This window comes from Roseovarius roseus, assembly GCF_043355935.2.
Lineage (GTDB): Bacteria > Pseudomonadota > Alphaproteobacteria > Rhodobacterales > Rhodobacteraceae > Roseovarius > Roseovarius roseus.
In genome coordinates this window covers 135,657-159,433 of the sequence record NZ_JBHFPE020000002.1, presented here as the reverse complement: position 1 = coordinate 159,433, position 23,777 = coordinate 135,657, and the positions used below count along the sequence as shown (strand labels likewise).

Below are 23,777 nucleotides of genomic sequence, written 5' to 3'. Positions count from 1 at the left end.
CGATCAAAATCGCGCGCAAGCCCTCCTGAGCTTGCACAGCTAAAGAGTGATCAGAGGGCTTGAGGAGGGCGGTCTTGAGTAGAAGATGCGCGTGAGGGCAGCGTGGAGGCTTCGATCGGCCAGCCGCCACTTTCCACCAAGGTGCCTACGAGGACGGGCGCCGCCATCTCTACCGAGGTGAGCGCAGTTCCGATCGCTGGCATGCAATGCATGGACGCATCTGGCGCGCCACCAGGCTCTGTCGCGTCCATTGACATGTGATCGAACTGATCGCTGTCGTCCATTTGCTTGGCACTCGTCATGCAATCAACGGGATGATGATCGGCCGACATAGCGACCTCGTGCTGGGCTTCCATCTGATTGCCGGGCAGGCAGATCATGTCATTCGCTGCGGCGGGCAGCATCGCAATCGCCAAGAGCATGACGCCCATGAGCACGGTATGTGCCAGTCGGACGACCAGTCTCGGCCTGCAATTGCGGAATGAAGCTACCATACCCTTGAGTTACGATTAATCATACGCAGGTCAAGTAAGAAGCGCGTGAACGCAAGCGAAGGGCAAACCGTGATGATCTGTGCTCAGCCATGTCATCAGAGCTTCTGCCGCCTCAATCTAAGTGCATTCGTAATGACTGAAACCGACGACAGGCTCATGGCGGCGGCTGCGATCATGGGTGAAAGCAAAATGCCTGTGAAGGGATAGAGGATGCCGGCGGCAATCGGCACTCCAGCCCCGTTGTAGATGAATGCAAAGAAAAGGTTCTGCTTGATGTTCCGAAGCGTAGCCTTGGCCAGCTTGCGTGCCCTGACAATACCGACAAGGTCGCCGCTCAGGAGCGTGATGCCGGCGCTTTCTACAGCAACATCCGCACCTGTGCCCATTGCGATGCCCACATCGGCGGCTGCGAGGGCCGGAGCGTCGTTGACCCCGTCGCCTGCCATGGCAATGGAGGCGCCTTTTGCGCGCAACTCTTCCACCAGCGCTTTCTTGTCCTCGGGCAGAACGCCAGCGCGAACTTCGTCGATGCCCAGTTGCCCGGCGACGGCTTCTGCGGTGCGCTGATTGTCGCCTGTCGCCATGATGACCCGAAGGCCGACCGCGTGAAGCTCGCGGATCGCGCTGGCGGTGGTTTCCTTGATAGGATCGGCAACAGCCACCAGCCCGGCGAGTGCGCCGTCCAGCGCAACATACATCGCGGTCTTGCCTTGAGCGCGTAACTCATCGGCGGCCTTGTCGGCTTCTTGCGTATCGATGCCCAACTCGGTCATCATCGCCGGGTTGCCAAGGGCAACTTGTCTACCTCCGACCAGTCCTTGCACACCCTTCCCGGTCACAGACTCGAAATCCGACGCCTTCTCAATGACGATATCGCGGGTCCGGGCGCCCTCAACGATTGCTTCGGCCAAGGGATGCTCCGATCCACGCTCCAGCGCGGCGGCCAGCCCAAGAAGGGTCTCGTCAATGATATCAGCCATGGCCACGACATCGGTAAGCTTGGGGCGTCCTTCGGTTAGCGTTCCTGTCTTATCCACGATCAGCGTGTCGACCCGCGCCATGCGCTCCAACGCTTCGGCATCCTTGATCAAAACGCCGGCTTGCGCCCCGCGCCCGGCGGCAGTCGTGATCGAGATCGGCGTGGCAAGGCCCAAGGCACAGGGGCAAGCGATGATTAGCACGGAAACCGCAGAGGCAATGGCGAAAGCCAATGCTGGATCTGGACCGATCCAGAGCCAGACAGCGAAAGAGGTCAGCGCAATGGCCACGACGGTCGGGACGAAGATCGACGAAACCCTGTCGGCCATGCCCTGGATCGGCGCCCGGGAGCGGCGCGCACCGGCGACCATCTCGACGATCTGGGCCAACATCGTGTCTGCGCCGACCTGGGTGGCCCGGATCGCCAATGTGCCGTTCTTGTTAATCGTGCCCCCGGTCACGCGATCACCCTCCCGTTTCTCTACGGGCAGCGGTTCGCCGGTGATCATGCTTTCATCGATGCTTGAATGTCCCTCGACGACCTCCGCATCCACCGGGACGCTGTCACCAGGCCGAACGCGCAGAAGATCGTCTTCACGGATGTTTTCGAGGGGGGCCTCATATTCATCGCCATTTGGAAGGATGCGCCGGGCTGTCTTCGGCGCCAGATCGAGCAGCGCCTTGATTGCGTCACCTGTTTTCTCGCGCGCTCGCAACTCCAGCACCTGACCTACGAAAATCAGCGTGATGATGACAACCGCGGCCTCGTAATACGTGCCGACGCTTTCACCCATCCTGTATTCGGCGGGAAAAACGCCCGGCAGAAAGGTCGCGAAAAGTGAGTAGAGATATGCCGCGCCGACACCGAGCGCGATCAACGTCCACATGTTGGGCGAAACATTGCGGATCGACTCCCAGCCTCTGCGGAAAAATGGCGCCGCGGCCCAGAGCACGATAGGCGTCGCCAGAACGAACTCGATATAGATGGCCAGTTGGTGACCCAGCCAGTCCCTGACCGGCAGGCCGACAAGCTCGCCCATAGTCAGGATCACCAGCGGCACCGCCGCCACCGCGCTGATCCACATGCGCCGCGTGAAATCGACCAGTTCCTCGCTGGGTTCATCCGTGGGCAGAAGCGGCTCAAGCGCCATGCCACAGATCGGGCACGCGCCAGGCTCATCGCGGATGACTTCGGGATGCATCGGGCATGTGTATTGCGTTCCGGGGGTCGCCGCGACAGCGGCTTCCCTGCTGCGGCCAGAAGCGTAATACCATGGGTCGCTCTGGAATGTCGCTTGGCAGCCTTCGGAGCAGAAGTGAAATCGCTCCGAGCCGAAATCCTCGTGGCGGGTCTCTTCAGTGACGGCAACCGTCATGCCACAAACAGGATCCTGTGCGGACTTTGCACCCTCCGGCACGTTGTGTCCGACGCTGCCGTCATGGTGGTGTGGATGATTTTTTGTCATGACGTGCTCCGATTGCTTTGCAGTTCAGAAGATGGGCGTTCCAGCGGGGGGAGGGTCAAGTCATGATCCAGAACGCGTGCGCATCGCTTATTTCTGCATGTCTGAGTGAGGCTCAGCGTCGTTTTGGCTCCTTTTGCGCAGGAATAGCCACTCGAAGACAAAGACAGCCGCCATGAGCCCCAGCGATATGAAAACGATGAGCGGATCACTTTGCCATTTCATCCCGGTAAATGCCGCGAGAACGACGACATCAAGGGCGATGGCGCAAAGCATGACCCACCCCTTGGCCCCGATGTCTTCCTTCAGATGACGAAACACACCCCAATGGATGATCATGTCCATTACGAGGTAGAAGAACACGCCGAGAGATGCGATCCGGCTGAGATCGAAAAAGACCGTCAGCACGCCCGCGATGACGACCGTGTAGACCAGCGTGTGATCTCGGATTTTGCCCGTCATGCCGAAATGGCTATGAGGGATCAGCTTCATGTCGGTCAGCATGGCCAGCATGCGCGAGACCGCGAAGATGCTGGCGATCAGGCCCGACGAGGTGGCGACAATGGCCAGAAGGACAGTCAGGTAGAAGCCTGTCTGCCCTAGCGTTGGCCCGGCAGCTTCGGCCAGCGCATAGTCCTTGGCGGCCACGATCTCCTCCAGGCTCAGGCTGGATCCGACGGCGAAGGCGACCAGTAGATAGACGATCACGCAGATGCCAATGGATGCGATGATCGCCCGTCCGACATTGCGATGAGGGCTGGTGACCTCGGCCCCGCTATTGGTGATGGTGGTAAAGCCCTTGAACGCCAGGATGGACAGCGCGACGGAAGCGACGAAGCCAGTCGCCTGTGTCGATTGCTGATCAGAGGCGGCCTCGAATGAAATGCCGCCCGCCCAGAGTGCTGCCGCCCCGAAGAGCGCGATGCCACCCACCTTGATGACGGCCATCACGATGGAAAACAGCCCGACGGATTTGTTGCCAGCAGCGTTGATCAGGTAGGCAAAGACTATGAGGCTAACGCCAAGCGCGGGCACCAGCCACGAGGACTGATCCATACCGAGGCCACGTAGTAAATAGGTTGCAAAGGTTCGCGCTACGAGGCTCTCGTTGATGACCATGGACAAGGCCATCAGCAGGGCCGCGCCTGCGGCTATGGTCGTCGGCCCGTAGGCTTTTTGCAGGATCATCGCGATGCCGCCCGCCGAGGGGTAAGCGTTCGACACCTTGATATAGCTGTAAGCGCTGAACGCTGTGACAATGGCGCCAACGATGAACGACAACGGAAAGAGAGGTCCGGCAAGCTCGGCGATCTGACCGGTCAGTGCGAAGATCCCGGCGCCGATCATGACGCCTGTGCCCATCGCGATAGCGCCTGCGAGGGATATGCTGTTTTTCTGATACTCCGAGGTCACATCAATTTCCTTAAATTTCATTTGTTCTTGTCATTTGCCCCGCTCTCGCACGGCGATGGCAACCAATGGGATGAGCGTCACGATACCAAGGCCGATCGCGATCCACGTGGCAGAGCCTGGCTTGCCACTCACGGCCTCCATGCCGAAATGCGCCAGAAAAAAACTGGCCGGGATGATCCCGGCCAAGGTAGCCAGCGCGAAACGCCAGAAATGCAATCCGCTAAGCCCGGCCGCGTAACTGACCAGATCGAACGAGACGAAAGGCATGAGGCGACTGGCCAGCACTGCCCCGGTCAATGCGTTCTGCGAGCCGAGCCAGCCAAGATCCACCTTCTCGCCGAACCACTTCACCATGATGTCGCGACCCAGAAACCGCGCGAGCGCGAAAGCGATGAGCGCCCCGAGCTCGGCGCCGATGACGACGTAGACGGTGCCCGCCGTATGGCCATATGCCGCGCCCGCCGCCAAGGCGATGGGCGCGCTGGGGATCGGCGAGGCGACGATCGCGGCAGTCATGAGAAGCACGATCAGAAGCGGGCCCCAGAAACCGGCAGCCCTGAGCCAGGTTTCTATTCGCGCCCCGTTCAACTCATCGATCGGCAGCTCCCAAGGACCAAAAAGGATCGCCACGGCGGCGCCGAAGCCGAGAAGGACAACCACGACCGTGGTGCGTTGCCGCGACGATAATTCTCCGAGCATGCGTGGGGCCCTCGCCGATCATCCAGACCTCGGGTCTAACCGCTTCAGTCCTGTTTCTTGTGTGATCCGTGGCCCATACCACCTGCGCCAGAGTGCATCTTGGACATCATCTCGGCATGTGCGGCCATCTCATCGCTGCTGAGGGCGCCGTTGCCATCGGTGTCTAGTTGCGCGAACCGCTCGGTCAGGTGTTGCTGCATCATCTTGATGTGCATCGCTTCGAATTCGGCTGGGGACAGGCTTCCATCGCCGTCCGCGTCGTTTTCGGACAGCCTGGTCTGCATCATGTCGCGCATCTCATCAGCGCTGACGGCGCCGTCACCGTCCTTGTCGGCCATCTTCATCATGTCGGCCATCATGCCGCCCATCATGCCTTTGCCAGAATGCATGTTCCCCATCATGCCAGCAGGGCTTTTTTGGCTCGTGGCTGCATCGGTCGACGACTTGGTGCCATGGCCGTGGTCCGTTTGGGCCAGCGCCGCCGATCCTACGGCTGTCGATGCGGCTAAAGCGAGGATGAAAAGAGGGTGAGTAGACATGGTGATCTCCGTTCTTGAGGTTTCGAAAACATATAGCGAAAGCGCGATGATGAGGACGCGATGCCGTCCCTGCATTCATCACTGCGCTTGAGGGCAACATTTCAGGGCGCGGTCTGTTCCGATCCGCGGGCGCCACGCAGGTGCCTTGCAGATCGGTGGTCAGTCGACGGGTTTCAGCGGTCAGCGCCGGCTTCGGGCGGCAGCGGGCCGTCGATACCATCAGCGTTGGTCTTTGTATTGCGGGCGTGAACGGTATCAGCGTGAGTGTCTTCTCCCGGCTTCGCCATCAGAGTGCCATCGCTGTAGCGGTCAAGGTGCTGGACGTCGCCGGTGCTGAACGAGCCGTTGTTCTGGACGGATGTGTTTTCAGGCAGCTGGTGATGGCCGCTCATATGGCCTTGGTTGGCATAAGCCGCGCCGCCTGCGGAGATGGCGCCGATCAGGGCGAAAATCTGGATGGTGCTACGTTTCATGTTGAGGCTTCCTTCTGCTCTCGTTGTCGATGACTTCTACTTGAGCATTGCGAGGGTGGCTTCAACGGGGCTGAGAGGCGGGTTTGTATCACCATGTCACGACGCCGAACCACGATACCTTTCGTTACATTTTTCAGGCGTTTGGCGGATACATTCCGATACAAAATTCGGTAACGTCCTCCCATGGCAGATGCGCATCATATCCTTGTCGTCGACGACAGCCTCGAGATCCGGAACGCGGTGTCGCGCTATCTCATCAAGAACGGGATGCGCGTGACCAAGGCCGAGAATGCATCCGAGATGGATGCCGCGCTCGCCAAGAGCCGGTTCGACCTGATCGTGCTGGACGTGATGATGCCGGGCGAGGACGGGCTTTCGATCTGTCGTCGCCTCTCGTCAAGCGGCACGATCCCGATCCTCATGCTTACCGCACTTGGCGAGGAGATGGACCGCATCGTTGGCCTTGAAGTGGGCGCGGATGATTACTTGGCCAAGCCGTTCAATCCGCGCGAGCTATTGGCGCGGATCAAGGCGATTCTCCGACGCGCGGGCCGACCCGAGATGTTCGCCGGCTCCCTTGCGGGCCGACGAATCAGTTTCGGACACCAGACATTGAACACGGATACGCGGGTTCTGGTCGATGAGGACGGTGCGGAGGCGCAGCTCTCAGTGTCGGAATTCAAGCTGCTGACCGTTCTTCTGGAACGGCCGCGCCTTGTGCTGACGCGGGACGAACTGCTGGATCTCACTGCAGGCCGCACGGCGGGTCTCTTTGACCGGACAATCGACAATCAGGTCAGCCGGCTGCGCCGCAGGGTCGAAAAGGATCCGATGCGCCCGAAGCTGATCACGACGGTTCGGGGCGGGGGATACTGCCTGTCGGCAGATGTCGAGGACGCAACATGACGCGCCGGTTCCTTGGCAGCTTGCGGGGGCAGCTTGTGCTGCTGATCATCGGCGCGCTTTTGCTGGCCCAAGCCATCAGCCTATGGCTTTTCGTCGATGAGCGTGGCCTCGCTGTGCGCGCCGCGCTCGGATCCGAAGCCGCCGGCCGGGCGGCGAATGTCGCGCGCCTGATCGAGGAGGCGCCGACGGATTTGCAAGCGTCCATCTTGCGCGCCGCAGACTCGCCTCTTGTGCGGTTCAGCATAACGGAGCAGCCCGAGGTCGATCATCTCGATCATGAGGATGGCGGCAGCGTCGAGGCGCGGATGCGCGCGCTTCTCGGCCCGGACGACGATCGCCCCATCCGAGTGGAACTGCACGAGGCCGAGGGCAGTCTGACACCCATGTCGCATATCAATGCGGACGCCAGCACGATGCATCTGCAGATGATGCAAGGCGCATTGTCGACACTGGAGATGACCGTGTCGGTCGGGCTCGAAGATGGCCGCTGGCTGAATGTCGATACCCGGTTCAATCGCCCTCCGTTACAATGGCCCGTCATCTCGACACTGAGCTTCGGGATCACCGCCGCGTTTCTGTTGATTGCCGCGATCTGGTTCCTTCTGAGCCGTCTCACGGGGCCTTTGCGGCGCGTGGCCTCGGCAGCTGAGCGCTTTGGCAAAGGTGAAGCGCCCGGTGCCTTGCCCGCAACAGGCCCGCGCGAAGTGCGCGACCTGACAGTGGCCTTTAACGAGATGCAGGATCGGCTGACACGCCATATCGCGGATCGCACTAGGGTGCTTGCGGCCTTAGGGCACGACCTGCGCTCGCCTCTGACGGCGCTGCGTGTGCATGCGGAACTGGTGGATGAGGACGACATTCGCGACAGCATGGTTTCCTCGATCGAAGAGATGCAGGAGATGGTCGAGCAAACCCTAGCTTTCGCGCGCGGCATGGCCATGTCGGAAGAGGTGCAGACGCTGGATGTAGGCACGTTTCTCGAGAAGCTGCGGCAGGACATGGCGGGCGGTTTCGAGATGCGTGATGTGCCGGCTCTCCAGATCCGAATGCGACCCAACGCAATCCGCCGCGCCCTGCGGAACCTTGTCGAGAACGCGGAACGCTACGGCGGTGGCGCTTTCGTGACAGTGCGGGCGAATGATGGCAGCCTTGCCATCGAGGTATTGGACGAGGGCCCCGGCGTTCCCGAGGCAGAGCTTGAGCGCGTGTTCGAGCCCTATTTCCGGCTGGAGCAGTCACGGTCACGCAATACTGGCGGCACCGGTCTGGGTCTGTCGATTGCCCGGACGATCGCGCGGGCGCATGGCGGTGACGTCATCCTGGAAAATCGGTCCGCAGGCGGCCTGAGGGCGACGCTGATCCTGCCGCGGGAGAACAGCGTCTGACTTGCTGTTTCGAATAGGAATGGCCCCCCGCAAGTGTCTTGCGAGGGGCGTGCTCAATCTTGCCTAAAACATGATCCGCGTGCCCACGACGACCGAGAAGGCATCCTTGTCCTCGCCCGCTGCGCGCAGCATGTCCGATGTGTCGCCAAAGGCCCGCTCGTAATTGATGCCGACATAGGGCGATACCGCGCGATCGATCAGATCATAGCTGATGCGTGCCCCGATCTCGACTGTCGGGCCCCAGGCGCCCTGATTGGCCGCCGTGTCGTCCTTGAAGGGCAAGGTCATCTCGACGCTGGGCACCAGGATCAGCCGGTTTGTCAGAAGCGCCTCATACTCGGCCTCAGCCCGAAAAAACGGGTGATCCGAGACATAGAGATCGGCATCGACCTCGAACCATTGCGGGGCAAGACCCTTGACGCCGAATACGGCGTTGTAGCGATCCGGACCGCCGTCGGGTGTGCTTGCCTGGATGCCGACGACCGAGTCGAAGAAGTCCGAAATAGGCATCTGCAGGCGGAGCTGATTCTCCAGCCCCTCGAACTCGCCCGAGGACTCTCCCAGCTCGCCCTCGCTGCGCCAGACGAAGCGCAACTCATCGGTGCCGGCAAGTGCGTCGAAATCCCACACCACGGCATCCTCGCCATCGTTGAAGCGATATTCGAGTTGCTCGGCCTGAAACCCCCAGATGGGCTTCTCGGCCGCTGCCGGTGCGCCGAGAAGGGCGGTGAGCGCTGCGGCAAATGAGGTCAGATAGATAGGTTTCATAGGATTGATTCCTTTCCTGATAGGGCCGCTCATGACGGACCGCCTTCAACGATCACCTTGCGGAACATGCCCGCCTCGGCGTGATAGGACAGGTGGCAGTGGAACGCCCATTGGCCGGTCGCGTCGACCTCGGTCTCGGTGTAGACGGTGGTGCCTGGTGCGATGCTGACCGTGTGCTTGATCGGATCCCATTTGCCCTTGCCGGTATCGAGGATCGTCCACATACCGTGCAGGTGCATCGGGTGGCTCATCATCGTCTCGTTGACGAACTTGAAGCGCACGCGTTCGCCGTATTTCAGGCGGATCGGGTCGGCGTCCTCCAACTTCTTGCCGTTGATCGACCAGATGTAGCGCTCCATGTTGCCGGTCAGGCGCAGCTCGATCGTGCGGGTCGCCGGGCGATCCCGGTAGAGCGGTCTGGCCGCCTTCAGGTCGTTGTAGGACAGGAACTTGCCACCATTCGCCGCACTGGGGATCAGGCCGCTGCCCGGCGCGTAGAACTCGCCGACCCTGCTGTCACGGGCACTGTGGTTCATGCCCGGCATCGCCATCTGGCTATGGTCCATGGTCTGCGTGCTACCGGACATATCCATCTTGCTGTGGTCCATGGCCTGCGTGCCACCGGACATATCCATATTGCTATGGTCCATGCCCTCCATGTCGTCGGACATGTCCATCTTGCTGTGATCCATGCCCTCCATGCTGCCCGACATATCCATCTGACTATGGTCGATACCCTCCGGCATCGTCGTGCCCTGCGAGGACATCGTCATGCCGCTATGATCCATGCCACCCATGTCCATCGACATGCCGTCCATCATGCCGCCCATATCGGCCATGGTCAGCAGTGGTTGCGGACGCATGCGCGGGATGAGCCCGGCATAGCCTTGCTTGGGCGAGAGCGACCCGCGCACCATGGCGGTCCGGCCCATCGACTCAGCGATGATGCCGTAAGCCTTGGCCTCGCGGGGCTGGACGATCACGTCATAGGTTTCTGCCACCGAGATACGCAGCTCGTCCACCGTCACCGGCTTGACGTCGTTGCCGTCAGCCTGAACGACTGTCATCTTCAGTCCCGGAATGCGGACATCGAAATAGGTCATGGCGGAGGAGTTGATGAGGCGCAGGCGCACCTTCTCGCCGGGCTTGAACAGGCCGGTCCAGTTCTGTTCCGTGCTCATACCGTTGATGAGCGGCTCGAAGCCTTGGACATCTTCGATATCCGTGGGCATCATGCGCATCTTGCCCCACATCGCCCGATTTTGAAGAGCCTGCTTGAAGCCATCCTCGCGGGAATCGCGCACCAAGTCCTCGAGCGTGCGCTGAGAGCGGTTGTAGTAATCGGCAGACATCTTGAGATTGCGGAAAATGCGATCGCCGCTATGGGGATGTTTATCCGTCAGCTGCACCACGTAGTCGCGGTCGGCGCGGACCGTCTCGCCGCCCTTCGGCTCGATTACGATGGCGCCATATGCTCCGTCGGGCTCCTGAAAACCGGAGTGACTGTGGAACCAGTAGGTGCCAGCCTGTTCGATCGGGAACTGGTAGGTGAACGTCTCGCCCGGTTTGATCCCGTTATAGCTGATGCCCGGAACACCGTCCTGGTGGAAGGGTAGGATCAGGCCGTGCCAGTGGATCGAGGTGCTTTCGCGCAGGTTGTTCTTGACGTTGATCGTGACCTGCTCGCCTTCCTTGAAGCGCAGGACGGTCGGGGTCTGGCTGCGGTTATAGCCAATGCCGGTCTTCTTGAACGTTCCGGTGTCGATGCGGATCTTGTCGACGCTGACATTGTAGGTGCCTGCCATCGTCATGCCGCCGGACAGGGCGAGGGCCGCGGCTAGAATGGCCGTTTTGAAAAGGGGGATGGGTTTCATCTCCGGTCCTTTCGGAATTGTTTTGGGAATAGCGCTGAAATGCGCGCGCATTGCCACGAACAGGAGAGACACGCGAAGTGCTGCTGCGGATCGTCTCGCCCTATTCAGGCAGAAATATTGGGTGACCTCACCCTCGTGGAGGAGGCGTGTCACCAAAGAATGCGAGAACGTCCCACCCTGCAGTGCCGAAGGCGTAATAAGTCGGGAGCTGAAGCGCCATCAGCCGAGGTATTGCGGAGGGTTGCGGCAGCACTGTTGCACAATGCGCCATCATGGCTGCACAGCCGTCCGACTGGTGGTGATCCATACTGTCCGGGAGACAAACGGCATGAGCCCGTCCATCATCGGCCATCTTAGTCGCTTGCGAGGAGCGAGGGGTCTCGTTCGCAGCCGCCATATGGGGAGTGATCGCCGAAACCATCACGGCCAAGGCAAGAAGCCATCCCCCCAAAAATCTGCGCAGCTGTGCCATCTTATCCAGACTTGTCCGCTTCTAAAGATCCTCCAAAAAAATCTGTCATATCCGCTGAAACTGCAAGCTTACACTTCGTTACAATAAAGCCCGCGATGTGCGCTTGACCCTCCCGCGCAGGAATCCTTTTCTTTGTCAAACTGAGGCGGACACGGCTTTCAAAGGCGGTGGTTGCCCACTTCGTATTCAGTATCCAACCAAGGAAGCGCGATGACATTTTTCAGATCCATAGGGGCCGTTACGGGTCTTATTCTTTTTGCAGGCTCCGCTGTGGCGAGTCCGGGGCATGGCTCCTCCATCGGCGAGGCGGGCGATCCGGCAAAGGTCGATCGCATTATCGAGGTCAGCATGTCCGAGATGAAATACGAGCCCGCAACCATCAGCGTCTCTGAAGGTGAGACGATAAAGTTCGTGGTGCGCAACGATGGCAAGCTCGTCCATGAGTTCAATCTGGGCACCAAGGAGACCTGGGGAGGGCATAAGTCCGAGATGCAGAAGATGATGACATCGGGGATGATGACGATGAACAAGCTCGATCATGCCAAGATGATGCAAGGCGGCATGATGCACAATGATCCGAATGCCGCACTCCTTGATCCAGGGCAGAGCGCCGAACTCGTGTGGACTTTCACAGAAGCTACTGAGATGGGCTTTGCCTGCAACGTGCCCGGGCACCTTGAAGGCGGAATGGTCGGCGACATCGAGTTTTCGGGTCACTAGCGGGACAGGCCCGAGGGGACGCCCCCTCGGGCGAGTCGGTCTTGCCTGAAGAGGCCCCCTGCACGGTAGATCGACAAGCGCGATCTAGCCGCAAGACAAGGAATCTTGAGGATCCATGAACACCAAACGATTATCACTTTTGGCGCTTTTGGCTATCGGCGCGGCGGCCACCTACTGGGGGGTGATGCCGCAAGCGCCGCAGACAGCGGGGCGCTCCATGGCGCCCTCGGACAGCAACGACATCGGACAGGGCGCGCTAATCGCCGATGTGACTGTGCCAGCTAAATTGACGGCGGATGCGCAGATCGGCAAGCGGGCCTATGAGGCAAAATGTGCCGAGTGCCACGGGACCAACGCCGCCGGGCAGAACGGCATCGCGCCCCCTCTCGTTCACAAGATTTATGAGCCCAGCCACCATTCGGATATGGCGTTTGTCATGGCGGCCAAGAACGGTGTGCGCGCGCATCACTGGCAATTCGGAAATATGGCCCCGGTTGGCGGTGTGACCGACGCCGAAGTCAAACTAATCACCCGTTATGTGCGCGAATTACAGCGAGAAAATGGGGTTTTTTGATCCAAAGCGTGAACTCAGCCTTTCGGGCGGGCCGCTTGGGATGTGCTTCTTATGCTAGGAGCTTTTGGCGAAAACATGGACAAAGTCGCTAGAAAAAGATGGATGCTAGGCTGCCCTATCGGTCTCATCTCAGCCATTTTGCTTATCTGGTTTCTGACGCTTGGCGAACAGGCGAGGATGCCACCTCCGGCAAAATTCGATTTGACTGAAGGTTCGGATCTCTACCAGGGTTATTGCGCGGATTGTCACGGTGCTGAGCTAGAAGGCCAGCCCGACTGGCAGTCACCTGGAACAGACGATGTTTTCCCGGCGCCGCCCCACGATGAAACGGGTCATACTTGGCATCACTCTGACGCAACCCTTTTCGACTATACGAAATGGGGTGGCGCGGAAACACTTGCCCGACAGGGCGTCGACTTTGCCAGCGGGATGCCGGGGGTTGGCGATGACCTGACAGATGATCAGATCAGAAACATCTTGGCGTTCATCAAATCAACATGGCCGCAGGAGAAGCAAAACGCGCAAGCCCGGAGAAGTGCCAAAGATACTGAGGCGAGCGGTTTGTGAGGTTGCGCAACCTCACCAAAAACGGAGACACCGCGAAGCTCTAGCCACTTGCCAAGGCGTTCTGTGGTAATTCGAAAATGTTGGTCAGGCACCCGCCATCACTTGAACATCATATCCCGCGCCTTGGATCACCCCGAGGAGCGCTGGAGCGTCCAGAACGCTTTCGACTTCGATCATCCGCGATCCCGTGTCGCAACTCATTCGTGCAGCAGGGTCGGCTGCCTTGATCGCTTTCTCGATGGTCGAGGTGCAATGGCCGCAGCTCATGCCGGGAACCTTAAATTGTTTCATGGTCATCTCCTTTGTGCATCTACTTTTCTTTCCCTGCGAGATGGGGTGCTCCTGCGCTGGAAGGTCAAGAGATGGGGCGAAACTTTCCGCCGCTCCTCAAAGTTCAATCATCGACCTCGCCACTTGAAAGGTGCTCGGCTCTGCGCCCCGCATCGCCTAGTGCAGGAAAGATCTAGGATGACGAACAACAGCTCTTCGCCTCGACCGCGTGGCGCAAATGGTATCGTGCATTGCCGTGCGGTTATCCGTCGCTCGAGGTTTTACAGAGTAAAGGCCTGCAACTCAGATGTTGGTGGCCTTGTTTGGTTTGCGTGCAGCCCGAGGAGCAGATGGAAATGGTGATAGCGGCGGGATTGGCCGTTTTGCTCTTCGGCCTTTGCGGGGTGGTGCATGCGCACGCGATGTCCTTTGTCATGCGACTGACCGAGCGCAGGAACGTCACAGGCATGCGAGGGCTTCTAGTGGCTCTCTACGTGCTCGCCATGGCCCATGTCGCCGAAGCTGGCCTCTATGCACTTGGGTTTGCCCTTGGCGAACAAATGGGAGTAGGCGGCTTCAAAGCCGGCAACGTCACTTCCTTTATGGATGTCTTCTATTTCTCGGTGGTCAATTACACCTCACTCGGGCTCGGGGACATCTACCCTACCGGGCACCTGCGCTTTCTCGCGGGTGTCGAGGCGCTGAATGGTTTTCTCCTGATCAGCTGCTCGGCGTCAACGATCTTCCTGGTCACGACGCACGACAAGCGGCGACCCTGAGAATGCGAGGAAATTCTTTTTTTTCGGAACCCTCCAGCGCTGGAGCATGGTTTTATCCTCATTCAAAAGGCCGAATTATCCTCATTCAAAAGGCCGAAACCGAGGTTTCGAGCATCCTTATGCAAAAGGGGAAAAGCCATGCCCTACTGGAGATTTGCCGCCATGATCGCGACATCAACAGTCGTGATGTTCATCCTGATGTATCTCAACACGTTTCTGTGGACGCATATCTTCTGGTCCGAGACGCGCGCCTACATGGCGATCCTGATGGGGGGCGTAATGGCGATCATCATGCTGTCCTTCATGCTCGCGATGTATTCCAGCAAGGCGATCAACGCCGCCATCTTTATCGGTGCGACAGTCGCTGTCGCAGGTTCCTTGTGGTTGGTGCGCAGCCAGACGACCGTGGGTGACACCAGCTACATGCGCGCGATGATCCCGCACCATTCCATCGCCATCATGACCTCGGGTCGGGCTAACATCGAGGATACTCGCGTGCGCAAGCTCGCCGACGGGATCATCTTCGCGCAAGACAAGGAAATCGCCGAGATGCGCTACCTCATCAACGATATCGAGGCCTCAGGCGTGACCACCGACGAGAGCGGCGATTCGCCGACGCAGATTGTCAGCCTGGAAGAAGCACTTTCCACCGCAAAGGTGGCTAGGGTCGATGCGGAGTTTCTCAAGGATGAAGAAATCAAGCAGTTGTTCCCTGACGGCGCGGCCTGCACCTTCAATTACACGACGAAAAGCCCGGCCTCGCTGGCCATTGGCAACGTGGATGGCGCCCGTGTAGCGCTGGTCAAGTTGAGTGGTGATCTGGTGCGTCTGGATGCCGACGCGGAAGGTCAAACCTTTATGACTGACGGTGCAACGATGCAGTTGAACGCTGCAGATGGCTCAAGCAGCCTTGAGAATGTCGCTGAAACGCCGGTCGACGCGACGCTCCTACTCGAGTTGGATGCTGGGTTGTCCGCTGGATATCGCGGCTTTTACAGCTGCAAATCGTGACGCAGCGACGCATCCCAAGAAACGACCGAGGCCTGCGCTCCAGAGAGCCCTAGTCTTCTCGTGAACTTTTCAAGCCGGGAGGGAGTGTGTGCTGTGCACGGTCGTGTTTTAATCGGCGCTGGTCCTTCTACCTAATCGGACTGTTCGTGGCCGTAGAGATCGGCGTTCTTATGGGCACGGTCTTCATGCTCAAATTCCAGGCTTGAATGGCCAATATCATATTGCTCCTCGAGCACTGTTTTGATGCGGCTCTTGAGTGCTTCGATATGGGACCACGCGTCGGACCTGACGACGACGTGGCAGTCTAGCGCCGCCTCATGTTCCTGCATCTGCCAAAGATGCACGTGATGAACGTCCGCGACGCCTTCGACACCGCGGATCGCCTTGATGACGGCGTGGCTATCGATATCCGGGGGGCTGCCCAGCATCAGGGTGCGGACTGGGCCACCGATTTCGGTAAGGGCAAGATAGAGAATGTAGAGCGCGATGCCGATGGTGATCGCAGGGTCCACCCATCGCATATCGTATAGGATGATCAGCGAGCCGCCGACGATGACTGCTACCGATGCAAGCGCATCTGACAGGTTATGCAAAAAGAGGGCGCGGATATTCACGCTGCCTTTCTGCATCGAATAGGTCAGCACTGCAGTGAGGGTATCTACAACGAGCGCAACACCGCCCAGGATCACGACTGTCCAGCCTTGCACTTCGGGCGGATCAATCATGCGCATGCCGCCTTCGTAGATCAGGTAGAACCCGATCAATATCAGCGTGGTATAGTTAATCAGCGCAGCGACGATCTCGATGCGGCCATAGCCGAAGGTCATGCGCGAGTCCGCCGGTCGTCGCGCAATCTTTCTCGCCACGAAGGCGATGACAAGCGACGCCATGTCGGAAAAGTTATGCAGCGCATCCGCAATGAGCGCGAGGCTCCCCGAGAGGATGCCGCCGACAATCTGCGCAACGGTCAGAATAGCGTTGGCCCAGATGGCAACGGATACGCGCCGGTCGCCGGATGTGGGATCGATATGAGCGTGACCGTGGTCATGCGGCATGGTGCGGTTCCTCATGTCGGTGGTTCGGTAGGGCGGCGCCGATAATACCTGGCATCTTGCCACGCCGGATCGCGCGCACACGCTGGTTCATCCGGTGGCGGATGACATGGCGGTAAAGCCAAGTGCGCAGAACACCAAGCTCCTGGCGATGGTTCGCGTAGAATTCATCGGGCCTATGATATGTCCCGAGGTCGCGGATTATGCCGGTCCTTTGGATGTAGGTGTCCTTGCCCGTCCATGCGACCGGCGGCGCACTCAGGCTGGTCGTTCCAACACCGAAGCCGCATAATTCGTCCGAAGCGCTGAACGCGCGCTGAAGTGCCGCCAGGAAGGGTGCGTTGAGAATGAAGCCTTCAAGGCTGATCCAACCGCCTTGCGTTTCCACCTCAATCCATGAATGCAAGATCTCGCGCGGTGCCAACCGGAAAACCGACTCGGGCACGATACCGCGCTGAAGCTCTTTGTGAATGGTGAAGCCGTGCAGCCGACAACCGATGCCAAGGCCACGCAAGAGGGCCATGAGAAGAGTGCCCTTCGTGTTGCATTGGCCATAGCCGTCGGCCAGCACTCTTGAGGAAGGAATATCATCCGCATGATTGTAACCAAACGCGATCTCATTGCGGACAAATTCATATGCCGCTCCAATTCTCTCGTTCCGGGAAAGGCCCTGCCAGCCACGACGCAAGATGAGGCGTGTGACATCGGGCGAAGTGTAGTCCAGTAGGCGCGTGGCGAAAAGCAGCGGGTCAACTTCACCCATTTCATGTCTCCTCGAATCGTTCGAGAAGCAACGTAGTGTCTACAGTTACTGTAGATTCAAGGGGGATGGCGCAATTGACGGTCGACTGCTCGCCTTAAACAAGGTTACGGAAATCCCGCCCGCATGTATGCGATGATTTTCCAGATGTCGTCTTCGCTGAGACTCTCTTTGAAGGCGGGCATCGCGGTTTCGAAGCGCTCTCCACCCTCGGAAATCGCCCAGAGCAGATACTCGTCTCCTGACATAGGCATCTGAACGAACGACCGAAGAATGGCCGGCGATGGTTCAAGTGAGCGGCCCGCATCACCATCGCCGAGCCCATCGGACCCATGGCAACTCGCACAGTTATCCATGTATAGCTTTCGCCCTTCGGAGACAACTTCAGGCGTCGCGCGGACGCTGCTCCTCGCGCCTCGGTAAGCCGTCGGCACGCCTTCATTCATGTAGGTCCAATGTCTCTGCATCCGCTGCTGTTGCCCCGGACCCATGCTGCCCATGCCCCAGCCGCCGCTCTGGCCGGAACGCATGTGCCCTGGCCCCATTGAGCCATGCCCCCACCAGTCCCCTCGTTGTTGTTGAGCCGAAGCTGCGACGGCCGCAAAGCCGATGAGGGCTCCAATTGCCAAGGTTCGCAATCCATATGGTTTCATCTCTAAATCCCTCGCCATTGTTGATCACAAAAAGCAAGATATCACAGGCAGGTTGCACTGTCGCGGGTTTGCAGCAGGGACTTCTTCGTCGTCTTCGTGAGATCCAGCAACGCTGCCCCGTTCGTTCAATCTCGACCCTGTTCGTTACCATGAGAGGCTTCGTGATGTTCCTCATGTGCGTCGCGCAAGATTCCGACCCCGCCCCATGCCGCGATCATGGCGACGATCACTCCCACGACAAGATCAGGCCAATTTACCCCAAGCCAAGCGACGAGTCCCCCCGCGACAATGATCCCGAGATTGGCTGCAAAGTCATTCCAGCTAAATGTGTTCGCTGCGCGTATGTTGACGTCCGGATCCTTGAGCCGGGCAAGCAACCAGACGCAAACCGCGTTTACTGCAGCCGCGATCAGGGCCATTATAACCATCATGATGCCCAGTGGGTCCGAGCCTCCAACATACCGGCGCCACGCATCGTAGAGAATGCCCAGCGCGAACAAGATCAACAATGCGCCTGAAATGTTCGCGGCACCGCGTTTCCATCTTGCCGACCGGGACAGGGCGAAAAGACTTATCACATAGACAAAACTGTCGGAAAGATTGTCGAGCCCATTGGCGACAAGGGCGCTAGAGTCGCCCACAGCGCCGGTTACGAAAAAGCTCGCGGCAAGAAAGATATTCAGACCCAGAACTATCCAGAGCGTTCGCCTCTCAACCACGTCTTTTCCGATGCTCATGTTGGCTTCCATGCTCAAATGCTACGTGACTGAAACACCCCGGATGTATCCGGGTTCCTGACAAGTATGTCGGCCCGTCATGGCCGGAACACTCAGGTGTTCCGAGGAGCCGCGAGGATCAACGCTGCGCCCAGCAAACAGATAGCAGTCCCGAGAACATCCCATTTGTCAGGTCTATGGCCCTCTGCAAGCCACATCCAGAGAACTGACGCTGCGATATAGACCCCGCCATAGGCGGCGAAAGCGCGACCCGCTGCCACCGTTTCGACCTGCGCCAAAAGCCATCCAAATGCCACGAGCGCGACAATCCCCGGGATGAGCCATGCCGAAGATGCACCAAGACGCCACCAGCTCCAGATGGCGAAGCATCCGGCAATTTCCGCAAGGGCGGCCAGCGGATAGGCCAAGGTGGCGGGCATTTCAGGCGCCGATCTCGTCATGTGCGGTCAAGCATTCGGAATGATCGCGCAGCACCTCAAGCACCCGGCAGTCCGCGGTTTGCCCGCCACTACACTCCTGAACCATTCGCTTGAGTTCCGTGCGAAGGGCCTTCAAGCGGGCCATGCGTTGCTCTACCTGCTTGAGTTGGCGGCGCGCGATCGCGTCGGCCTCCTCGCAAGAGCGGTTGGGATGGTCGCTGAGATCGAGCAGCTCGCGGATCGCGTCCAGCGAAAAGCCGAGTTGCCGCGCATGCCGGACAAATGACAGCCGATCCAGTTCAGCCTCGCCATAGCGCCTCTGTCCACCTTCGGTCCGGCCCGGCTCCGGCATTAGGCCAATCTGCTCGTAATAGCGGATGGTCTGAACCTTCGTCCCGGTTCTCTTCGCCAAGCTGCCGATCGTCAGCATGTTCACCTCCTAAAAAGATACAGTTGATGTAGGTTTGGTCGCCGGTCCCGGCAAGGGCCGCATTCACATGGACGTGACATTGACCGGAGCAAGCGCTTTGCGCTTGAACCTCCAGTAGCTAGAGGATGTAGAGCCCATGACAGACAAGAATCAAAAGCAGGCGAACTAGGTTGTCTCTCAAAACGGTTAGAAGAATTCTCTGGGTTTTTACCGGAATTGCGGCCTTTGTTGTCGCGTGGCTGATGGTCGGGGCGGATAAGCGTGGCGACCTTGCGGGCATTGAGTCCGATCCGCCTTTTTCGGCCGAGTTCGAGTTGACCGATCATCAAGGCATGCTCCGCACGCAGGACGACTTTGCCGGGCAATGGATGCTGGTCTTTTTTGGGTTCACCAACTGCCCCGATGTCTGTCCGACGACACTGTCGGAGGTCGCGGCAGTGATGGACGGCTTGGGGGACGAAGCGGCGAAGGTGCAACCGATCTTCATTACCATCGATCCCGAACGCGATACGCCCATGACGCTGTCCCAATTCGTGCCGCTATTCAACTCGAACATCATCGGGCTTACCGGAACGCCCCGTCAGATCGCCAAGACATCCGAGACGTTTCCGATCTTTTACGAACGGATCGAAGAAGCCGCAGCCCCCGGAGGCTACACTATGGGTCACACGTCGCACCTGTTCTTCTTCGATCCCGAAGCCGGTTTTGCCGAGTCGTGGCCCTATGGCACCCGCGCTGAGGAGATCTTGGCGGATCTGCGAGAGAGGATCTGACTGTCATGGCCCGACCCTCTGCAGAAATAGCCTTGGGGCTTGCGTGGATCATCGCGCTTGCCGCCTCGCTTGCCGTGCTATTCATCGGTGAGGTGCTGGGGCAGGCACCGTGTGTTCTATGCTGGTTTCAGCGTGCCTTCATGTTTCCGCTGGTGATCATCCTCGGGCTTGGCCTGTGGTGGGGGGATGCCCGCGTGGGCCGATACGGTATCGCCCTAGCGCTTGGCGGCGGCGCTGTCGCGCTTTGGCACATGGGCCTTTACGCAGGCGTGATCCCGGAGCGCATCCAGCCATGCACCGCAGCCGGACCCTCCTGCACGGATGACAACCAGCTGATCTTTGGCATTCCAATCCCGCTTATGGCCTTCGTCGCGTTCGCCACGATCGGCGCGCTATCGGCCATCTCACTCAAGGAGACACGAGCATGAAACGACGCGGACTGATCTTGTCCATTTTCGCCCTCGGCGTTGCCGGCTTTGGCGGTGCGACATGGTATGCGACCCGCCCGGGCCCAGTGGCCGAGGGAGAGGCTTTGGCACCAGAAAAAGCCGATGCACTGATCCGGGCCTATTCTCCCATTCTTGGGCCACCAGACGCGCCCGTTACCATCGTCGAGTTTTTCGATCCCGCCTGCGAGGCCTGCCGGGCCTTCTATCCAGTGGTCAAGGAAATCATGGCCGAGCACGACGGGAGCGTTCGCACCGTGATCCGTTACACGCCGTTCCATGGCGAAGCCTCCGAAGAAGCGATCCGCGTGTTGGAGGCAGCGCGTATGCAGAGCGTATTCGAGCCGGTGCTGGAAGCTCTCATGCGAGAGCAACCGAAATGGGCGTCACACGGCGCGCCAGAGCCTGGCCTTGTTCTCCAGATAGCCGCTTCGGCAGGTCTCGACGCCAGCGCTGCGCGCGACCAGATGCGGGCGCCCGATGTCGTGGCAATCCTCAATCAGGATCGCGCCGACGTCGAAACGGTGGGAATTCGCCAGACGCCGACATTCTTCGTCAATGGCAAGCCCCTTGATCCGTTTGGAGAGGCAGAACTCCGCAGTCTCGTGGCTGTGGAAGTCGCCGCCACTCAAAGCTGAATGAAATAAGGACCAGAGCGATGAAAAAGATAATTTTGACCGGAGCGCTGTCGACGTTTCTGACCCTTGGAGGGCTTTCGGCGCCCGCACTGGCCGGACCCGAGGATATCGTCATTGAGAACGCATGGTCTCGTGCATCCATCGGAACGAACCGTCCCGGAGCGGCTTACATGACGATCCGTAATACCGGCGACGAGCCCGTCACACTGACCGGCCTCGAAACACCGCTCGCCATGAAGCCCGAGATCCATGAAACCAAGACCAATGCCGAGGGCGTCAGTTCCATGAGCCCGGCAGGCGAAATCACGATCGCCCCGGGCGAGAGCGTGTCGCTTGAACCGGGTGGCCTCCACGCGATGCTGATGCGTCTGAATGAGCCGATGACGGAGGGGCAGACATTTACGCTAAAACTGCTTTTCGGCGATGGCAGCGAGATAACTGCCGATGTCCCGATCCTGAGCGTAGCATCGCGCGGACCCGAAGGCTGATGAAACGAAGAAAAATCTTGGGATATGGTGCAATCGGCGCCGGAGCGATCGCCATGACACTCTTCACTGGTTGGTGGCGGGTAGACGGGCCGGGCGCGCCCGAACAGGCGGGGAAGCGGCCCTTGGCATTATCGTCCATGGAGTTCGACCTCATCGATCATGAAAGCAACAATGTGGACCCCGATGCACTCATTGGTCGTCCGAGCATGGTTTTCTTCGGCTTCACCTATTGTCCGGATGTCTGCCCGACGACGCTTTCAGACATTTCCGGCTGGCTGGACGAGTTGGGAGAAGAAGCCGATCGCCTGAACGTGGTGTTCATCACGGTTGATCCCGAGCGCGACACAGTCGAGGCCCTGGCGGACTACGTGAGCAATTTCCATCCGGCGATCAGGGGCTGGACTGGACCCGAAAGAGAGCTCGCGCGCGCTGTCGGCGGCTTCCGCGCAAGCTATGAAAAAGTGCCGGCCGAGGGTGGCGATTACACGATGAACCACACGGCCAGCGTTTTTCTGTTCGATGCGGAGGGGCAGTTCGTCACCAACATCGACTATCACGAGCCACGGAAATTCGCGCTCCCAAAGATTCGGCGCGCACTGGACTTTGAGACGGAGGGCTCGACATGAGGATCAGAAACGTAGCTGTAGGCTTGGCGACTGCGAGCACACTTTCCGGTGCGGCACTCTTCTTTTATTCGGCTTCGCCGAAGGAGCCAGCACCGGATGCGTTGGCTGCCGCCAGCGCCTGGATACCCGAGTCTCCCAAAGCTCCCCGAAGCATGGACGCCAAGTTCATACGCCCCACGGCCACGCGCAAAGAACGGGCGCCGGAATCCAGATCTCTTCCGCTGCTGACGGTCAGCGCGCCAGAGGCGGGCCTGCCTGAGTTCGAGCCTTCCGCCGTAAACTGGTCGCGCGCCATCGCACCCGGGGAAACTCTGGATGTGGTTCTGTCCGAGGCCGGTCTCGCGTCGCCCGACCGCGCGGAGATCGCTCTTGCGCTTGGGACGGAATATGATCTGCGGCGCCTTCGACCCGGGCACTCAATCACTGTCATCTCCGAGGCAAATGGTCGTCCGCGTAAAGTGTCTCTCGAAGTCGAGGACGGCGTGCGGATCGAGGTGACCTTTGGTGAAGAATTGGCCACGCAGGTCGTCACTCCTGATCCGGACATCGTGACGCTCGCCGGCGAAGCCGTCATTAAAAGCTCTCTGTTCAATGCGCTGGCAGAAGCAGGTATTCCAGCCCGTTTCGCCGTTGATCTGGCGCAGATGTTGGGCGGGACGGTTGATTTTCGTCGCGAGATGTCAGGTGGAGAAATACTCCGTCTGATGTGGCGCGAGGCGCGCGTCGGCGGTGAACGGATTGCAGAGCCGGACTTGGCCTTTGCTGCGCTTGATATGGGCGGCTCACTCTATGAGGTGGTCTGGCCAGAAGATGGAAGCGGCCAAGCCACGATCTATGTCGGCGGCGAGTTGCTTCGTATTTTCGCGCAGCCGGTGGATGGCGCGCGCCTGAGCTCGGTTTTTGGCCGCCGAACCCATCCGGTCTATGGAAATGTTCGAATGCATACCGGCGTCGATTTCGCGGCGGCGCAAGGCACGCCGGTAAAGGCAACGGCACCCGGACGGATCAGTTTCATCGGGCGGCGTGGAGGTTATGGCCGCGTCGTTGAGATATCTCACGGCTCCGACACGATGACCCGCTACGCCCATCTCAGCGCAGTGCCGGACGGTCTCTCGCGGGGACAGCGCGTGGCCGCTGGCGATCTTATCGGCCGCGTGGGAGCCACAGGCACCGCGACTGGGCCCAACTTGCACTACGAGGTCTTGGTAGATGGCCGCCCGACCGATCCTCTTGCTGACGAACGGCTTGCCGAGGCGTCCGAGAGTGAACTGGAAGACACAGTCACCTTGGCTCGCCTCTTGGCCGCACGCGCTCTTCTGGCAAGGAAACTTGACCCTGATACTGTTCTGACAGCAACCGAAAGGCTCTGA

At 59.4% G+C, this 23,777-nt stretch carries 28 protein-coding genes; 13 read left to right on the top strand and 15 right to left on the bottom strand.

The window, feature by feature from the left end; all coding sequences use genetic code 11:
• Positions 1 to 50 precede the first annotated feature (50 nt).
• The 6 genes from ACEWPL_RS04670 to ACEWPL_RS04645 all read right to left on the bottom strand — a co-directional run bounded on the left by ACEWPL_RS04670 (position 51) and on the right by ACEWPL_RS04645 (position 6,059).
• A complete protein-coding gene (locus ACEWPL_RS04670) occupies positions 51 to 422 on the bottom strand; it encodes a hypothetical protein (protein ID WP_393933649.1) in 372 nt (123 codons plus the stop codon).
• A gap of 167 nt (positions 423 to 589) precedes the next feature.
• Positions 590 to 2,938 (bottom strand): heavy metal translocating P-type ATPase, encoded by a 2,349-nt coding sequence (locus ACEWPL_RS04665; RefSeq protein WP_076530820.1) that lies wholly within the window; start codon positions 2,936 to 2,938, stop codon positions 590 to 592.
• 87 nt (positions 2,939 to 3,025) lie between these two features.
• On the bottom strand, positions 3,026 to 4,369 hold the full coding sequence (locus ACEWPL_RS04660) for an APC family permease (RefSeq protein ID WP_083686958.1): 1,344 nt from the start codon (positions 4,367 to 4,369) through the stop codon (positions 3,026 to 3,028).
• A gap of 9 nt (positions 4,370 to 4,378) precedes the next feature.
• Positions 4,379 to 5,047 (bottom strand): TVP38/TMEM64 family protein, encoded by a 669-nt coding sequence (locus ACEWPL_RS04655; protein WP_393933646.1) that lies wholly within the window; start codon positions 5,045 to 5,047, stop codon positions 4,379 to 4,381.
• Positions 5,048 to 5,091: 44 nt separating this feature from the next.
• A complete protein-coding gene (locus ACEWPL_RS04650) occupies positions 5,092 to 5,661 on the bottom strand; it encodes an EF-hand domain-containing protein (protein WP_092746209.1) in 570 nt (189 codons plus the stop codon).
• A gap of 98 nt (positions 5,662 to 5,759) precedes the next feature.
• Positions 5,760 to 6,059, bottom strand: a complete 300-nt coding sequence (locus tag ACEWPL_RS04645) for a hypothetical protein (RefSeq protein ID WP_076530817.1) — start codon at positions 6,057 to 6,059, stop codon at positions 5,760 to 5,762.
• Between the two features lie 183 nt (positions 6,060 to 6,242).
• On the opposite strand from ACEWPL_RS04645, the gene ACEWPL_RS04640 reads away from it, so the two are divergent.
• Together ACEWPL_RS04640 and ACEWPL_RS04635 are read left to right on the top strand one after the other, a co-directional pair.
• Positions 6,243 to 6,965, top strand: a complete 723-nt coding sequence (locus tag ACEWPL_RS04640) for a response regulator (RefSeq protein WP_076530815.1) — start codon at positions 6,243 to 6,245, stop codon at positions 6,963 to 6,965.
• A complete protein-coding gene (locus tag ACEWPL_RS04635; protein ID WP_076530813.1) occupies positions 6,962 to 8,350 on the top strand; it encodes an ATP-binding protein in 1,389 nt (462 codons plus the stop codon). The genes ACEWPL_RS04640 and ACEWPL_RS04635 overlap by 4 nt, the downstream gene beginning before the upstream one ends.
• 63 nt (positions 8,351 to 8,413) lie before the next feature.
• Here ACEWPL_RS04635 and ACEWPL_RS04630 read toward each other — a convergent pair whose 3' ends face one another.
• Positions 8,414 to 9,118 (bottom strand): copper resistance protein B, encoded by a 705-nt coding sequence (locus ACEWPL_RS04630; protein WP_076530812.1) that lies wholly within the window; start codon positions 9,116 to 9,118, stop codon positions 8,414 to 8,416.
• A 29-nt stretch (positions 9,119 to 9,147) separates the two neighbouring features.
• Positions 9,148 to 10,992 (bottom strand): copper resistance system multicopper oxidase, encoded by a 1,845-nt coding sequence (locus ACEWPL_RS04625; RefSeq protein ID WP_076530810.1) that lies wholly within the window; start codon positions 10,990 to 10,992, stop codon positions 9,148 to 9,150.
• Between the two features lie 682 nt (positions 10,993 to 11,674).
• Here ACEWPL_RS04625 and ACEWPL_RS04620 point away from each other — a divergent pair.
• The 3 genes from ACEWPL_RS04620 to ACEWPL_RS04610 all read left to right on the top strand — a co-directional run bounded on the left by ACEWPL_RS04620 (position 11,675) and on the right by ACEWPL_RS04610 (position 13,325).
• A complete protein-coding gene (locus ACEWPL_RS04620; RefSeq protein ID WP_076530809.1) occupies positions 11,675 to 12,184 on the top strand; it encodes a cupredoxin domain-containing protein in 510 nt (169 codons plus the stop codon).
• 115 nt (positions 12,185 to 12,299) lie between these two features.
• Positions 12,300 to 12,758: a c-type cytochrome gene (locus ACEWPL_RS04615; RefSeq protein WP_393933642.1), complete on the top strand. Its 459-nt coding sequence runs from the start codon at positions 12,300 to 12,302 to the stop codon at positions 12,756 to 12,758.
• 75 nt (positions 12,759 to 12,833) lie between these two features.
• Positions 12,834 to 13,325: a c-type cytochrome gene (locus ACEWPL_RS04610; protein WP_393933640.1), complete on the top strand. Its 492-nt coding sequence runs from the start codon at positions 12,834 to 12,836 to the stop codon at positions 13,323 to 13,325.
• Positions 13,326 to 13,409: 84 nt separating this feature from the next.
• Here ACEWPL_RS04610 and ACEWPL_RS04605 read toward each other — a convergent pair whose 3' ends face one another.
• Positions 13,410 to 13,616: a heavy-metal-associated domain-containing protein gene (locus ACEWPL_RS04605; RefSeq protein ID WP_076530803.1), complete on the bottom strand. Its 207-nt coding sequence runs from the start codon at positions 13,614 to 13,616 to the stop codon at positions 13,410 to 13,412.
• 329 nt (positions 13,617 to 13,945) lie between these two features.
• Between ACEWPL_RS04605 and ACEWPL_RS04600 the strand changes: the two genes are divergently transcribed.
• A complete protein-coding gene (locus ACEWPL_RS04600) occupies positions 13,946 to 14,374 on the top strand; it encodes a potassium channel family protein (RefSeq protein ID WP_244512534.1) in 429 nt (142 codons plus the stop codon).
• Between the two features lie 138 nt (positions 14,375 to 14,512).
• A complete protein-coding gene (locus ACEWPL_RS04595; protein WP_076530801.1) occupies positions 14,513 to 15,385 on the top strand; it encodes a DUF305 domain-containing protein in 873 nt (290 codons plus the stop codon).
• 131 nt (positions 15,386 to 15,516) lie between these two features.
• Here ACEWPL_RS04595 and ACEWPL_RS04590 read toward each other — a convergent pair whose 3' ends face one another.
• The 6 genes from ACEWPL_RS04590 to ACEWPL_RS04565 all read right to left on the bottom strand — a co-directional run bounded on the left by ACEWPL_RS04590 (position 15,517) and on the right by ACEWPL_RS04565 (position 19,436).
• Positions 15,517 to 16,440, bottom strand: coding sequence for a cation diffusion facilitator family transporter (locus tag ACEWPL_RS04590; protein ID WP_076530799.1), 924 nt, complete (start codon positions 16,438 to 16,440; stop codon positions 15,517 to 15,519).
• Positions 16,430 to 17,200, bottom strand: a complete 771-nt coding sequence (locus tag ACEWPL_RS04585) for a transglutaminase-like domain-containing protein (protein ID WP_076530797.1) — start codon at positions 17,198 to 17,200, stop codon at positions 16,430 to 16,432. Before ACEWPL_RS04585 ends, ACEWPL_RS04590 begins: the two co-directional genes overlap by 11 nt.
• Before the next feature lie 104 nt (positions 17,201 to 17,304).
• A complete protein-coding gene (locus ACEWPL_RS04580) occupies positions 17,305 to 17,850 on the bottom strand; it encodes a c-type cytochrome (protein WP_170846557.1) in 546 nt (181 codons plus the stop codon).
• 125 nt (positions 17,851 to 17,975) lie between these two features.
• The gene (locus ACEWPL_RS04575; protein ID WP_076530794.1) at positions 17,976 to 18,587 is read right to left on the bottom strand and encodes a cation efflux transmembrane domain-containing protein; all 612 of its coding nucleotides are present in this window, start codon (positions 18,585 to 18,587) and stop codon (positions 17,976 to 17,978) included.
• Positions 18,588 to 18,679: 92 nt separating this feature from the next.
• Positions 18,680 to 19,006, bottom strand: coding sequence for a YnfA family protein (locus tag ACEWPL_RS04570; protein ID WP_076530792.1), 327 nt, complete (start codon positions 19,004 to 19,006; stop codon positions 18,680 to 18,682).
• Position 19,007: 1 nt separating this feature from the next.
• The gene (locus ACEWPL_RS04565) at positions 19,008 to 19,436 is read right to left on the bottom strand and encodes a MerR family transcriptional regulator (RefSeq protein WP_076530791.1); all 429 of its coding nucleotides are present in this window, start codon (positions 19,434 to 19,436) and stop codon (positions 19,008 to 19,010) included.
• A 170-nt stretch (positions 19,437 to 19,606) separates the two neighbouring features.
• On the opposite strand from ACEWPL_RS04565, the gene ACEWPL_RS04560 reads away from it, so the two are divergent.
• From ACEWPL_RS04560 to ACEWPL_RS04535, 6 genes are read left to right on the top strand one after another with little or no spacing between them, the layout of a single operon-like run.
• Positions 19,607 to 20,209 (top strand): SCO family protein, encoded by a 603-nt coding sequence (locus ACEWPL_RS04560; RefSeq protein WP_244512535.1) that lies wholly within the window; start codon positions 19,607 to 19,609, stop codon positions 20,207 to 20,209.
• 5 nt (positions 20,210 to 20,214) lie between these two features.
• Positions 20,215 to 20,637: a disulfide bond formation protein B gene (locus ACEWPL_RS04555; protein ID WP_076530787.1), complete on the top strand. Its 423-nt coding sequence runs from the start codon at positions 20,215 to 20,217 to the stop codon at positions 20,635 to 20,637.
• On the top strand, positions 20,634 to 21,293 hold the full coding sequence (locus tag ACEWPL_RS04550) for a DsbA family protein (RefSeq protein WP_076530785.1): 660 nt from the start codon (positions 20,634 to 20,636) through the stop codon (positions 21,291 to 21,293). The genes ACEWPL_RS04555 and ACEWPL_RS04550 overlap by 4 nt, the downstream gene beginning before the upstream one ends.
• A 20-nt stretch (positions 21,294 to 21,313) precedes the next feature.
• Positions 21,314 to 21,781 (top strand): copper chaperone PCu(A)C, encoded by a 468-nt coding sequence (locus tag ACEWPL_RS04545; protein ID WP_076530783.1) that lies wholly within the window; start codon positions 21,314 to 21,316, stop codon positions 21,779 to 21,781.
• Complete coding sequence (locus ACEWPL_RS04540; RefSeq protein WP_076530782.1) at positions 21,781 to 22,407, top strand: SCO family protein; 627 nt, start codon at positions 21,781 to 21,783, stop codon at positions 22,405 to 22,407. Before ACEWPL_RS04545 ends, ACEWPL_RS04540 begins: the two co-directional genes overlap by 1 nt.
• Positions 22,404 to 23,777: a M23 family metallopeptidase gene (locus ACEWPL_RS04535; RefSeq protein WP_076530780.1), complete on the top strand. Its 1,374-nt coding sequence runs from the start codon at positions 22,404 to 22,406 to the stop codon at positions 23,775 to 23,777. The genes ACEWPL_RS04540 and ACEWPL_RS04535 overlap by 4 nt, the downstream gene beginning before the upstream one ends.